Source organism: Frankia sp. CeD, assembly GCF_000732115.1.
GTDB lineage: Bacteria > Actinomycetota > Actinomycetes > Frankiales > Frankiaceae > Frankia > Frankia casuarinae.
On record NZ_JPGU01000019.1, the window covers coordinates 15,969 to 29,692 of the forward strand.

Annotated in this window: 8 protein-coding genes and 1 pseudogene (1 of these 9 only partly in view); 2 read left to right on the forward strand and 7 right to left on the reverse strand. The window is 73.0% G+C overall.

The genetic code is table 11. The features are described 5' to 3' along the window. A pseudogene (locus CED_RS12190) lies at positions 1-339 on the forward strand (cobalt-precorrin-6A reductase); it begins 492 nt to the left of the window's first position. Between the two features lie 52 nt (positions 340-391). Here CED_RS12190 and CED_RS12195 read toward each other — a convergent pair. The 3 genes from CED_RS12195 to CED_RS12205 are packed head-to-tail and all read right to left on the reverse strand — an operon-like array spanning position 392 to position 4,073. Next, a complete protein-coding gene (locus tag CED_RS12195) occupies positions 392-1,972 on the reverse strand; it encodes a precorrin-2 C(20)-methyltransferase (RefSeq protein WP_023840482.1) in 1,581 nt (526 codons plus the stop codon). Continuing rightward, a complete protein-coding gene (locus CED_RS12200) occupies positions 1,972-2,631 on the reverse strand; it encodes a precorrin-8X methylmutase (RefSeq protein WP_051623831.1) in 660 nt (219 codons plus the stop codon). The genes CED_RS12195 and CED_RS12200 overlap by 1 nt, the downstream gene beginning before the upstream one ends. Beyond that, complete coding sequence (locus CED_RS12205) at positions 2,628-4,073, reverse strand: nitrite reductase (protein ID WP_035910618.1); 1,446 nt, start codon at positions 4,071-4,073, stop codon at positions 2,628-2,630. Before CED_RS12205 ends, CED_RS12200 begins: the two co-directional genes overlap by 4 nt. 244 nt (positions 4,074-4,317) lie before the next feature. On the opposite strand from CED_RS12205, the gene cobN reads away from it, so the two are divergent. Further along, positions 4,318-8,304: a cobaltochelatase subunit CobN gene (cobN, locus tag CED_RS12210; RefSeq protein ID WP_235187044.1), complete on the forward strand. Its 3,987-nt coding sequence runs from the start codon at positions 4,318-4,320 to the stop codon at positions 8,302-8,304. 185 nt (positions 8,305-8,489) lie between these two features. Here the strand turns inward: cobN and CED_RS12215 are convergent, their stop codons facing one another. The 4 genes from CED_RS12215 to CED_RS12230 form a co-directional block, all read right to left on the reverse strand. Then, complete coding sequence (locus tag CED_RS12215; protein ID WP_023840486.1) at positions 8,490-9,467, reverse strand: aldo/keto reductase; 978 nt, start codon at positions 9,465-9,467, stop codon at positions 8,490-8,492. Next, complete coding sequence (locus CED_RS12220) at positions 9,467-10,063, reverse strand: MerR family transcriptional regulator (protein WP_235187045.1); 597 nt, start codon at positions 10,061-10,063, stop codon at positions 9,467-9,469. Before CED_RS12220 ends, CED_RS12215 begins: the two co-directional genes overlap by 1 nt. 144 nt (positions 10,064-10,207) lie before the next feature. After that, positions 10,208-12,517, reverse strand: a complete 2,310-nt coding sequence (locus tag CED_RS12225) for an HEXXH motif domain-containing protein (RefSeq protein ID WP_035910621.1) — start codon at positions 12,515-12,517, stop codon at positions 10,208-10,210. Positions 12,518-12,647: 130 nt separating this feature from the next. Further along, complete coding sequence (locus CED_RS12230) at positions 12,648-13,715, reverse strand: hypothetical protein (RefSeq protein WP_035910624.1); 1,068 nt, start codon at positions 13,713-13,715, stop codon at positions 12,648-12,650. Positions 13,716-13,724 lie beyond the last annotated feature (9 nt).

The following is a 13,724-nucleotide window of genomic DNA, read 5'->3' on the forward strand; positions in this document are numbered from 1 at the left end:
CNNANNNACCTCGCCCTGTTCGCCGGCCTGCACCGGCCCTGGTTCCTGGCCCGGTCGGTCGAGCCGCCGACCGGCCCGGTACCGCCACGACTGACCGTCATCCTCGATCGTGGGCCGTTCGACGTCGCCGGGGAGACCGCCCTGCTGCGCCGGCACCGCGTCGACGTCCTCGTGACCAAGAACAGTGGCGGAACGATGACCGCGGCGAAGCNCGCCGCCGCCNGGGNCCTNGGTCNGCNGGTCGTCATGGNCGNCCGCCCGCCGCTGCCACCCGGGGTGGCCGCGGTCGACGATGTCGACGCCGCCGTGGCCTGGGTCGCACCACCATGGCCCAGGTGACCGGGGCCCAGGTGACCGGGGCCCAGGTGACCGGAGGCTAGGTGACCGGAGGCTAGGTGACCGGGTAACGACGTGGGGTGAACACGAGGTCCCGGCCGGGGCCACGGCGCACCACCCGGGTCGTCGACGAGCCGATGAGCAGCAGGCAGCGCATGTCGACCTCGGCCGGGTCGAACGCACCGAGGCTCGTCACGGTGATGCTCTCGGTGGGACCGCCGACATCCCGGCCGATAACCACCACCGTGTCCGAGGGGCGGTGTTCGAGCAGCACCTCGTGGGCCCGCTCCAGCTGATGGCGACGGGTACGGGAAGCCGGGTTGTACAGCGCCAGGACGAAGTCGCCCGCGGCCGCCGCCCGCAGCCGCCGCTCGATGACCTCCCACGGCTTGAGTCGGTCGGACAGCGACAGCACGCAGAAGTCGTGGCCGAGTGGCGCCCCGACCCGGCTCGCCACCGCCTGCGCGGCGGTCAGCCCGGGCACGACCCGCACCTCGACGCCCGCGAACCGCTCCGCCGCCGCGGCCTCGACGACGGCCGTGGCCATCGCGAAGACCCCGGGATCACCGGAGGAGACCACGGCGACGTTCGCGCCGCCGGCCGCCAGTTCGAGGGCGAGCTCGGCGCGCTCGGCCTCGACGGTGTTCCCCGAGGCGTGCCGGCGCTGGCGTGGATCGACCGGCACCCGGTCGAGGTAGGGGCCGTAGCCGATGAGGTCGTCGGCGGCGGCCAGCGCCTCGGCGGCCTGCGGCGTCAACCAGCCCGCGGCGCCCGGTCCGAGGCCCACCACGACGACCTCCCCCGCGCCGGGCGTGCCGCCGGTACCAACGGCGCCAGCCTTACCAACGGTGGGCGCCGTTGGTACCCAGCCCGCCTGCGACGCGCGCAGCGGCGCCGGATCGTCCGGCCCCCGGACCGGGCTCGGCAGTACCGCNAGCGAGAAGTACGGCACCGTGGCCGGGTCTACCGCACCGAGCGGGGCGATGCGCTGGCCGGAGGTGGTGGCCCGTTCCACGTACCAGGTGTCCGCGAGACGTCCCGCGGCGGTGAAGGCGTCCCGGACCCCCGGGAAGGTCCGTCCCATCTTGAGCACGACGGCGGTGTCCGTGCCGGCGATACGCTCGGCGAGGACCGTCGGCGGCAGCGTGCCCGGCAGCACGGTGAGGACTTCGTTGCCCTCGACCAGCGGCCGGCCGAGCACCGCGCACCCCGCCGACAGGGACGTCACCCCCGGCACGACCTCGGTCGGGTACCGGTCGGCGAGGCGCCGGTGCAGGTGGATGAACGAGCCGTAGAAGAACGGGTCACCCTCGCTGAGGACCACGACGTCCCGGCCGGCGTCGAGGTGGACGGCCAGCCGCTTGGCGCAGTCCTCGTAGAACTCGTCGATCGCGCCGCGGTAGCCACCGGGGTGGGAGGTCGTCTCGGTGGTGACCGGGTAGACCAGCGCCTCCTCGATCTGGTCGCCGCGCAGCTGGCTCGCGGCGACCGACCGGGCGATGCTGCGGCCGTGCCGGGCGCTGTGGTAGGCGATCACGTCGGCGTCACGGATCAGGCGGGCCGCCTTGAGGGTGACGAGCTCGGGATCCCCCGGTCCAACCCCGACTCCCCACAGCCGGCCCTTCGACGGCACCATTAATCCTCCTCGCTCGCGATCGCGTTGACCGCGGCGACCGCCATCGCGCTGCCGCCCCGCCGACCGTGCACGACGAGATACTCCAACCGGGCCGGATCATCCACGAGGGCCTGCTTGGACTCCGCGGCGCCGATGAACCCCACGGGCACGCCGAGCACCGCCGCCGGTCGCCCGGCTCCGGCCGCGACGAGTTCCAGCAGGCGGAACAGCGCTGTCGGAGCGTTCCCGACCGCCACCACGGAGCCGGCGAGTCGATCCGCCCACAGATCCACCGCCGCGGCGCTGCGGGTGGTGCCCAGCCGCTCGGCGAGCCGCGGCACCCGGGGATCACCGAGCAGGCAGAGAATCTCGTTCGCGGCGGGCAGCCGACGGCGGGTCACACCGGCCGCCACCATCTGCGCGTCACAGAGCACCGGGGCGCCGGCCAGCAACGCCGCGCGCGCCGCCGCGACCACGCCGGGGGTGAAAGCGAGATCGTCGACGAGATCCACCATTCCACAGGAGTGGATCATGCGGACCGCGACCCGGGCGACGTCACCGGGCAGTCGATCGAGACGCGCCTCGGCCCGGATCGTCGCGAACGACCGACGGTAGATCTCCGCGCCGTCGCGAACGTAGTCGTAACGTTGCACACCGCTCATGTCTGATGCGCCGTTCATGCCAGCCTCCTCGCCGACCTGACGGCCGCGGCCAGGTCCCGGTGACCGTCGACGGGGCTCGACGACACGACCGTCGCCTCACCGCCATCCGCTCCGACGGATGCGACGGCGGCGGCTCCGAGACCCGTCCGACGGATCCGGTAGCCGGACCCGGTCGCCACAACCTCCACCACCCGTCCTCCCGGTTGCCCGCAGCGCCGCTCGCAACCCGACCAGTGCACCGGCGCGAGGGCCGGGCCAACCGGGACGGGTGGGAGGGCTCGCGGCCTCCCGGCCGGGTGCGTCGGCGCCGACGGNTCGTCAGCTCGGATCCGCACGGACACCGCCGCGTCGCGGCGGACATCCGCCAACGCCCGGGCGCATCCCGGCCGACCGGCACAGCTCGTCACGCCGACCCAGGATGATGCCGGATCGACGACCAGGCCCGCGTCCGCCGCCGCCCCCGACCACCGGGTAGCCTCGGCCGGGTCGAGATCGCGGAGCACGACGGACCGCCACGGCGTCACAACCAGGACGCCGTCTTCGGCATCGCCCGCTCCGCCAGCACCGTCACCACCACCGGCCGCCGCGGCGGCGGTGAGCAGGTCGAGCTGGTCGGCGCTCAGCCGCCCCAGGGGGACGAGCACGGTCAACGCCCGGCGGCCATCACGCTGCGGATGCGGACCGGGCCACGCGCCGGCCCGAACGGTGGCGCTCCCAGCAGCCTGAGCGATTCCAGCGGCCTGGACGATCCCAACGACCCCGGCCTCGGTCGCGGCAGCCGCGAGCAGGCCGTCCTGTCCGCCCGGTCCGCCCGGCAACTCGGCGATCCGCCAGGCCGTCGCGGCGGTGCCCGCCGCGGCGCGGGCCTCGATGAAGGCCCGCGCCGCGGCGAGGAGCGCGGGTACGGCGACGTGGACGGGCAACCGCAGCGCGCGGGTCGCGCCCGCGACGGCCAGCAGCATCTCCCCGGAAGGCAGGGCGCGCAGCGCGAGGTCCGCGGGCAGCCCGGCCAGGTCCCCGCTGCCGTCGTCGACGGCGAACAGCAGCCGGCCGGGCAGCGCGGCGAGAGCCGGATCCGCGCACAGCCGGCGGTCCAGCTCGGCGACGACCGGCGCGATGTCCCGGCAGCCGGCCTCGCCGCGTCCGGACAGCGGCGAGCCCACGATGTTGCGGACCCGCTCGTGCGTCGTCGAGGGCAGCAGGCCAACCGCGCTCACCCGGGCGGCGAGCTCCTCGGCCGTGCCGTCGGCCAGGCCGCGTAGCTGCACGTTCGCCCGGGAGGTGAGCTCAAGGTGGCCGTCGGCGAACTCCCGCGCGCAGCCGGCGAGGGTCTTCGCCGCGGCGGCGGTCAGCCGGCCCCCGGGCAGCCGCAGCCGCGCGAGCGCGCCGTCCGCGGCCGGATGCGTCGTCAGCACACCGGGGCAGGCGTCGCGGACACGCTCCCGCGGACTGGTGGGCACCGGCGGAGCATACGTGCCGGACTCGGGCGATGCCGGTTGATCGTTTCTTTGTCACGACGACAGCGGAGTGCTTGACAACACCGCCCACCTCTCTGCGATCGTGACGGGGCCACGAGCGGCGAACGGCGAGGAAGTCCGGTGCGAATCCGGTGCGAATCCGGTGCGGTCCCGCCACCGTCACCGGGGAGTGCGCCCCAGGCACGGCCACCGACGCGGGGCGTGGACCCCCGGGAAAGGCATCACCATGTCGCCTGTGCAGACTCCTCCCACCGATCCGTCCGACGACCCTTCCGACGATCCGTCGACCGCGTTCGCCCGCGAAGCCGGGGAGACACCAGGAGCCGGGGAGACGGAGGTTGACGCGGTCGTCCTGCTGCTGTCGACGTCCGACACCGACCTACTCTCCGCGCGGGCGAGCGGAGCCAGCTACCGCCTCGCCAACCCGGCCCGGCTCTCCGTCGCCGATCTCCCGGCGCTGACCAGCGGTGCCGATGCGGTCGTGGTGCGCATCCTCGGCGGCCGGCGGACCTGGGAGGAGGGGCTCGACACGCTGCTCGCCGGCCCGCGCCCGGTGGTCGTGCTCGGTGGCGAACAGACCCCGGACGCGGAGCTCATGGCCGTCTCCACGGTGCCCGGCGGCATCTGTGCCGAGGCACACGCCTACCTAACCCAGGGCGGTCCGGCCAACCTCGGCGAGCTGCACCGATTCCTCGCCGACACCCTGCTACTGTCCGGTACCGGATTCGCCCCACCGGTGACCATCCCGGCCTGGGGNGTGCTCGACCGGGCCGCGGACGCATCAGCCAGCCGGGACGCATCAGCCACCCCGGACGCATCAGCCAGCCGGGACGTCCCGGACGTCCTCGCGGGGAACGCGGTGCGGCCGGTCATCGGTGTCCTGTACTACCGCGCGCACCACGTCGCCGGGAACATCGCGTTCGTCGAGGCACTCTGTGCCGCGGTCGAGCGTGCCGGCGGGGATCCGCTGCCGGTGTACTGCGCGTCGCTGCGCGCCGCCGAACCCGAGTTGCTCGCCACCCTCGGGCGGGCGGACGCGCTGATCGTCACCGTGCTCGCCGCGGGTGGCAGCCAGCCGGCGCACTCCTGCGCCGGAGGCGACGACGAGGCGTGGGACGTCGGCGCGCTGGCCGCGCTGGACATCCCGATCCTGCAGGGACTGTGCCTGACCAGCGGCCGGGCGACGTGGGCGGAGTCGNACGACGGGCTGTCCCCGCTGGACGCGGCGACACAGGTGGCGATCCCCGAGTTCGACGGGCGCCTGATCACCGTGCCGTTCTCCTTCAAGGAGATCGATGCGGATGGGCTGACAAGCTACGTCGCCGACACCGAACGCGCCGACCGGGTGGCCGGCATCGCCGTCGCGCACGGCCGGCTGCGGCACGTCCCACCGGCCGAACGCCGGGTGGCGCTCATGCTCTCGGCCTACCCGACGAAGCACTCCCGGATCGGCAACGCGGTGGGCCTCGACACCCCGGCGAGCGTCGTGCGCCTGCTGCGGGCGATGCGCGCGGCTGGATACGACATCGGGCCCGACGACGGCCCGGACGCGCTGCCGGGGGTCACGGCCGAGGACGGTGACGCCCTGATCCACGCGATCATCGCCGCGGGCGGGCAGGATCCGGCCTGGCTGACCGAGGAGCAGCTCGCCGGCAACCCGGTCCGGATCAGCGCGGCGCGGTACCGGGCGTGGTTCGACACCCTGCCCGCCGACCTGCGGGAGAGCGTCGAACGGCATTGGGGGCCCGCGCCCGGCGAGCTGTACGTCGACCGGTCCGCGAATCCGGACGGGGAGATCGTGCTCGCCGCGCTGCAGGCCGGCAACATCGTGCTGTTGGTCCAGCCGCCACGCGGCTTCGGGGAGAACCCGGTCGCCATTTATCACGATCCCGGCCTGCCGCCGAGCCACCACTACCTCGCCGCCTACCGGTGGCTCGCCGGCGGCTCCGGCGGCTCCGGCGGCTCCGATAGTTCCGGCGGCTTCGGCGCGCACGCCGTCGTCCATCTGGGTAAGCACGGGACGCTGGAGTGGCTGCCCGGCAAGACCGTGGGCATGTCCGCGTCCTGTCCGACCGACGCGGCGATCGGCAACCTGCCGTTGATCTACCCGTTCCTCGTCAACGACCCGGGCGAGGGCACGCAGGCGAAGCGCCGGGCGCACGCGACCCTGGTCGATCACCTGGTTCCGCCGATGGCCCGCGCGGAGAGCTACGGCGACCTGGCCCGCCTGGAACAGCTGCTCGACGAGCACGCCACCATCGCCGCCATGGATCCGGCGAAGCTGCCGGCCATCCGGGCGCAGATCTGGACGCTGATCCAGGCCGCCCGGCTCGATCACGACCTGGGACTGACCGACCGGCCGCACGACGCCGAGTTCGACGACTTCCTGCTGCACGTCGACGGGTGGCTGTGCGAGGTGAAGGACGCGCAGATCCGCGACGGCCTGCACGTGCTCGGCGAAGCACCGACCGGCGGGGCGCGGATCAACCTGGTGCTCGCGATGCTGCGGGCCCGGCAGATGTGGGGCGGGCGCGTCACCCTGCCGGGGCTGCGGGAGGCCCTCGGGCTCGTCGAGGACGACCGGGCGGCCCGCGGCACGGTCGACGCCGCCGAGGCGACGGCGCTCGCCCTGGTAACGGCGATGGAGGAACGCGCCTGGGACCCGTCGGCCGCATCCGACGTGGTGACGACCGTCCTCGTCCCCCCTCCCTCGCCAGCGACCATCCCCTTGCCCCCCTTGCCCCCCTTGCCTATCCAGAGGGATAAACCGGACACAAAAGCCTCTGGAAAGGCAAGGAAAGTCCACGGCCCGGCAGGCATGGACGCGGACGCGGAGACCGACCCGGTCCGGGAGACGGTGGCGGCCGTGCTGCGGTTCGCCGCCACGGAGATCGTGCCGCGGCTCGCCCGGACCACCGACGAGGTCACCGCCGTGCTGCACGCCCTCGACGGCGGCTACGTCTCGGCCGGTCCCAGCGGCTCGCCGCTGCGGGGTCTGGTCAACGTGCTGCCCACCGGGCGGAACTTCTACTCGGTCGACCCGAAGGCCATCCCCAGCCGGCTCGCCTGGGAGACGGGCCAGGCAATGGCGACCTCCCTGCTCGATCGGTACCGGGCCGACACCGGCACCTGGCCCGAGTCGGTGGGCCTGTCCGCCTGGGGAACCAGCGCGATGCGCACCTCCGGCGACGACGTGGCCGAGGTGCTCGCCCTACTCGGCATCCGTCCGACCTGGGACGAAGCGTCGCGGCGGGTCAGCGGGCTCGAACCGATCGACCTCGCCGAGCTCGGCCGGCCCCGCATCGACGTCACCGTGCGCATCAGCGGCTTCTTCCGGGACGCGTTCCCGCACGTGGTGGCGATGCTCGACGACGCGGTCCGGCTCGCCGCCGGCCTCGACGAGACCGACGAGGACAACTTCGTGCGCGCCCATGCCCGTGCGGACCTCGCCGGGCACGGCGACGAACGGCGGGCCACCCTGCGTATCTTCGGCTCCCGGCCGGGGGCGTACGGCGCCGGGCTGCTGCCTCTGATCGACAGCCGGAACTGGCGCGATGACGCCGACCTCGCCGAGGTATACGCGACGTGGGGCGGCTACGCCTACGGCCGCGGGGTCGACGGCACCCCCGCCCGGGAGGACATGGAGTCGGCCTACCGGCGGATCGCCATCGCCGCGAAGAACGTCGACACCCGCGAGCACGACATCGCCGACTCCGACGACTACTTCCAGTACCACGGCGGCATGGTCGCAACCGTACGCGCGCTGACCGGCCGGGCGCCGGCTGCCTACATTGGCGACAGCACCCGGCCGGAGGCGGTCCGCACCCGAACGCTGTCCGAGGAGACCTCCCGGGTCTTCCGCGCCCGGGTGGTGAACCCGCGGTGGCTCGCGGCGATGCGCCGGCACGGCTACAAGGGGGCGTTCGAGATGGCCGCCACCGTCGACTACCTGTTCGGCTACGATGCCACCGCCGGCGTGGTCGCGGACTGGATGTACGAACGGCTCGCCGCAACCTACGCACTGGACCCGGAGAACCAGAAGTTCTTCGCCGAGTCCAACCCCTGGGCGCTGCACGGCATCACCGAACGGCTGCTGGAGGCCGCGGCGCGCGGCCTGTGGGAGCACCCGGAGGCTGCGACCCTCGACGCGCTGCAGGAGCTGTACCTGCGTACCGAGGGCGACCTGGAGGACGGTCCCACCGGCGACGCCTGAGATCGCCGGGTCCGGCCGGTCCGGCCAAGTCGCAGGGCAGCAGGGCCGGCGGGCAGCAGGGCCGGCGGAGGACAGGTGGCGGGCCACCTCACGCGTCACGGCTCCCGTTCTCACGGCTCCCCCGCCACCATCGGGGAATCGGGCGGCGCGGCACCCGCCACCGCGGCGGACTCGACCGGGCCTCGCTATCCGTTGACGGATGACATGTCGGGATAGCGGGGGCCCGCCACGCCCGCCCCCGCCGCACCCAACCGCTCCGCCTCGGCGGCCGTCAACGTGATGCTGGTGGCTGCGACGTTGTACTCCAGGTAGCGGCGCCGCTTCGTGCCGGGGATCGGCACGACGTCGTCGCCCTGGTGGTGCACCCACGCCAGCGCGAGCTGCGCGGGGGTCACGTTCTTCTCCGCGGCAAGCTTCTCGATCTCGGCGAGCACGGCGAGGTTGGCGTCGAAGTTGTCGCCGTGCATCCGCGGCAGGTGCTGGCGGAAGTCGTCGGCGGCGAAGTCCGCGGCCGAGCGGAAGGTGCCGGTCAGGAAGCCACGCCCGAGCGGGCTGTAGGAGATGAACCCGATGCCGAGTTCCCGCAGGGTCGGCAGGATCTCGGCCTCCGGCTCGCGGGACCAGATCGAGTACTCGGTCTGCAGGGCCGTGATCAGGGCGACGGCGTGGGCACGACGGATGGTGGCCGGTGCCGCCTCCGAGAGCCCGAGGTAGCGCACCTTGCCGGCGCTGACCAACTCGGCCATCGCGCCGACGGTATCCTCGATCGGCGTCTTCGGGTCGACCCGGTGCTGGTAGTACAGGTCGATGTGGTCGACGCCGAGGCGACGCAGGGATGCGTCGCAGGCCGAGCGCACGTACTCCGGACGGCCGTTGATCCCCCGCGCCGTCGGGTCGGCGGGGTCACGGATGATGCCGAACTTGGTGGCCAGCACCACCTCGTCCCGGCGGCCGGCGATCGCCCGCCCCACGAGTTCCTCGTTGCGGTACGGGCCGTACATGTCCGCCGTGTCCAGCAGCGTCACCCCGAGGTCGAGCGCCCGGTGGATGGTGGCGACCGACTCGGCGTCGTCGCCAGCGCCGTAGAACTCCGACATTCCCATGCAGCCCAGACCCTGGACGGAGACCTCCAGGCCCTGGCTTCCTAGTGCGACCCTGCGCATCAGCGGACGACCCTCTCCTGGTAGATGTCCTGATAAATGCTGATTTTGACGTTGATGGCGGTGAGGTTGCNCTGCACCTCGTCGAGGCGCGCCAGGACCCGGCGGCGATGCTCGGTCAGCAGGGCGAGACGCTCCGCCTCGTTCCCCTCCCCGGCGCGCACCAGTTCGGCGTAGCGCGCCATCTCCCGGATCGGCATGCCGGTGAGCCGCAGCTTGGTCAGGAACGTGACCCAGCGGACGTCCTCGACGGTGTAGCGCCGATGGCTCGACGAGGCACGGGCGACCGGGTCCCGCATCAGCCCCGCCCGCTCGTAGTACCGCAGCGTGTGCGCGNTGACTCCGGTGGCCGCGGCGGCCTCGGCGATCGTGAGGGTCCCGGCGGCCTCTGGTGCACCCCCCGGACCGACCGCGAACGGATCAACGGACCGGTCGCATCCATCCGGGCGGACCGCCGGGTCCAACCGCGCGCACCAGCCCTGATCCGGCTCCGCCACCATGGCCGGAGACGGCGTCACGGCCGGAGACGGCGTCACGGCCGGAGACGGCGTCACGGCCGGAGGGGAGGACGTCACCGTGAGCGCCTCGATCGTGGCCATACGAAGACGTTAGGACTTGGAGTGCGCACGAAGTCAACGCGGCCCGCGGAAACTCGCTGTTCCGGATTCGCCGAATGCGTCATCGCGAACGGAGCGGGATGCGGCCGGCGGGACGGCATCCCAGCCGACATCCCCGCCGTCGGGTTATCGCCGGGCACCGACCGGTAGCGGCCTCGTCTTGAGAGATCGCCACGAGCGATCCGGGTAACCGGGGCCTCCCGCCGCGATCCACCGCGCGAGCGTGCGCGGGTCAGGGGTGGAGCCGGTCAGCTCCCTGATCCGGACGCTCAGGGCCAGCAACGCCTCGGGGTGGTCGAGGTAGAGCCGGCGCTCCAGTCCCCCGGCCCGTCTGGCCAGCACCAGGGCCAGCCCCGCGAACGACTCCGCCCGCCCCGGACGGGCCTGCAGCTCCCGGCGGAACTCCTCGGCCGCGCGGCCGAGGTCTCCGCGCACGTAGAGCAGGTCTCCGAGGGTCGCGTTGACGGGCCAGGCCGCCGGATCGAGCCCGGCAGAACCAGCGAGCCCGGCGAACCGGTCGGGCATGGCGAACCGCAGCGAGGTCAGTGCCTGCCGGGCGTGGCGGTGCGGGCTGTACGGCTCGGTCTGGGGGACGAGGCGGGACGACGGCGCTACCGGCCGTCCGCAGGGCCGACCGGCAGCCCAGTCCCGCGCCCATCTCTCGATGTGGTCGCGGTCGGGCCGGCGGTTACGCAGCCGCCAGACGACGGCGACGTCGCGCAGCACGGTGGCGGCTGTGGTAGTGGCCGCGATCGGCAGGTCGGCGGCGATCCAGACGTCGATCCTGGCGCCCATGGCCGAGACGAACCGGCGGCCCGCCTCGGTGAGCCCGGCCGCATCCCGCAGCACGGGCAGCACCGCCGAGACCGCGTCCCGGCACCAGGCGAACTCGTACGCCGCGCCCAGATCCGACCCGGCGCCGTCCCGGGCCCACCGCCCCGCCCAGAAGGCCGCGATCTGGGCGAAGGCGAAGGCGCCGTGCAGCAGCGGGGCGAGTGGCCGGGGGTCGGGCCGCCAGGGAGCGTAGTGCACGGAGCCGTCGTGCGGGCCGACCAGGGGCGCAAGATCGCTCAGCATCTCCAGTCTGGTGTGCGCCGCCTCATGCACGACGGTGATGGCAAGCCACAGCGCGTCGGTCGGCGGGCTGACCATCAGCGCGCCGAGCGCGTCGATCACGGTGACGCCGGTGCCGGGCCGGTCCGGGACCTCACGCAACGGGACCAGCGCCGACAGGACCGCGGCGGCCTCCTCCGCCCGCACCCCGTCGTCGCCCGCGAGCACACTCCAGGCGCCGTCGAGCAGGCGCTGCCACCGGGCCGCCGCCTCGTCGCAGCGCGCGGCGACGGGCAGGGGAAGCGTGTCCGCGGCCCGGAACGGGTCGGTGTCCTCCAGCGTCAGTGCGATTCGGTGACCGTCGACAGTGCTCGACAGCATGCGCGCCGGAGNCCAGCCGNCNCCNCCGGCCGGNCCCCNCCCGGCGCTGCCACGCAGCGTCACCCGCCGGTCGGACACGTGCGCGACGCCCCAACCGCTCGTGGCCCCCGACCCGACGACGCCCATCGTGGGGATCGACACCAGCCCGTCGATGATCCGCACCGGCACCCGGCACGGCATCCGGGCCCGCAGGGCGGCGGCCACCGCGATCCCACCCACATAACCGAGGCGGTCGAGGTCGGGTCCGGCCGACCCCTGCCAGCACCGCCGCAGGCTGCCGGCGAGCCAGGTCCCGATCGTCGGGTGCAGGAGCAGGTCGTGGACGGCGTCGCGGGCCCGCCGCTGAGCGTCCCCGAGCACCCGCAGCGCCTCATCTACGCAGGTGCGCGTCGCGTCGTCGAGGTCGGCGTTCTCAAGGCCGCGCAGCAACGCCCACAGCATCAGCATCCGTTTGCTGATCTGACCCCGCAGCAGCTCGCGCAGCGGTGCGGCACCCGGCGACCCGCCCGCCACGGCCTCGATGTCCCTCGGGGTGATCCGATGCCGGGCGACGGGTGGGGAGACCACCCGACGGGCGGATCCGGTAGGACGGACGAGCCGCCGAGAGGCGTGGGTCATGGCGCCACCCGACGTCATGGCGCCACCCGACGTCATGGCGCCACCCGACGTCATGGCGCCACCCGACGTCATGGCGCCACCGGACGCGGGCCGTCCGCCCGAACAGGCGGCGGCCCCGGGCAGACGCGGCGGCTTCGGGGGGTCGGTGCCGTCCGGCATCTCCCCGAAGGATGTGGTCCTGGGCAGGTAGTCGGTCAGGTCCAGATCCCCGCCCAGGGCCAGAGCTACGTCCCCGGGCAGCGGCCTGCCCGGGTAGCCGATCCAGGCGGCGATCCAGCGCTGCCATTCTCCCGAGGGTGGACCCGCGAGGGAGGCAAGCCGGTCGACGTCGACCTCGCAGAGATCCACCAGACCGGACGGCACGGGCATCAGATCGTGGGCCATGAATGTGGGGCCTCCCCACCAACGGGTACGCGTCGGCGCGACGCGGGGACCTGCTCGACGAAGAATACGCGAGGACATCGACAATGATCCCGTCCATCGACGGGATTCGCCTGGCGTCATCCGGCGCCTTTCAACAGCCGTACGAAGCCGTCAGTCGGCGGACGAGCAGCTGGAAGCGGCGGTCGGCTTCGGACACCCGACGCTGATCCAGGGTGACGCCCATCAGGAACTCGTCACGGCTGAGGCGATGAAAGTACAGCGCACCCTTCTCCACGTCGAGAACGGTGCGGGTCAATCGGCGGTTCAGGACCGATCGCAGCAGACCGTCGAGCAGATCGCTCAGGGCGAGGAACTTGGCGGCGACCTTGACGAGACCCTCCCGGCGGGCCTCCCGGCTCAGACCGACGAAGAATTCGTTGAGGTCGTCGTGGTCCATCAGGTCGGCGGCGCTCACCGTGCCGCCGCGCACCAGGGCCATGTACTGGAGGTCACCGGGCTTCAGGACGCTGACGGCCTGGGCCTGGAACTCCTCCTCCCGCGAGTCCCCGGCGGGTGACCAACGCCGTTTGATCAGCGATGCCCAGGGATNGGCGAACACCGGCGCCGACGGCCTCGGCAACGACACGAATGGATGAGAGCCGGTGTCCGGGCTACCGTCGGCGCGGGTGGGCGACGGAAGGAACGTGCCGTCCCCCCGGTGATAGCCGCCGTAGTTGGGGTCGCCGATCCCCCGGGCCGCCCGGATTTCCGTCGCGGTCCGCGAGAGCGTCAGGTCAGCGGACTCGATGGCGTCCGCGCCGAGGGAGACCCCGACGATGTACTGCCCCTCGTCGACGTCGAAGTAGAGCACCGCCCGGTCCTGCGCGGCGAAGACCGTCCGGATTAGCCGCCCGTTGGCGAGAGCGGCCAGCGAGGTGTTCAGCTCCGTCATCCGGTGGTTTAGCTGCCGGCCGATGATCTCGTAGTCCCGGCGGGCCCGTTCCACCGTGCGTGAACCACGGAAACAGTCGGCCAGCCGCGGATGGTGCAGAAGATCGGCCGACACCGTCGGCAATCCGTGGACGTAGTACTCGAGATACTGGGCACCCGTGACAGCCACCGTCCCGCGGAACTTCTGCCGGATGCCGTTGTATTCGTCGCCGACATGCGGCGCGGTGACGATGCGGGGTTCGACAACATCATCAGGAACAGTCACCATCAGCTCATC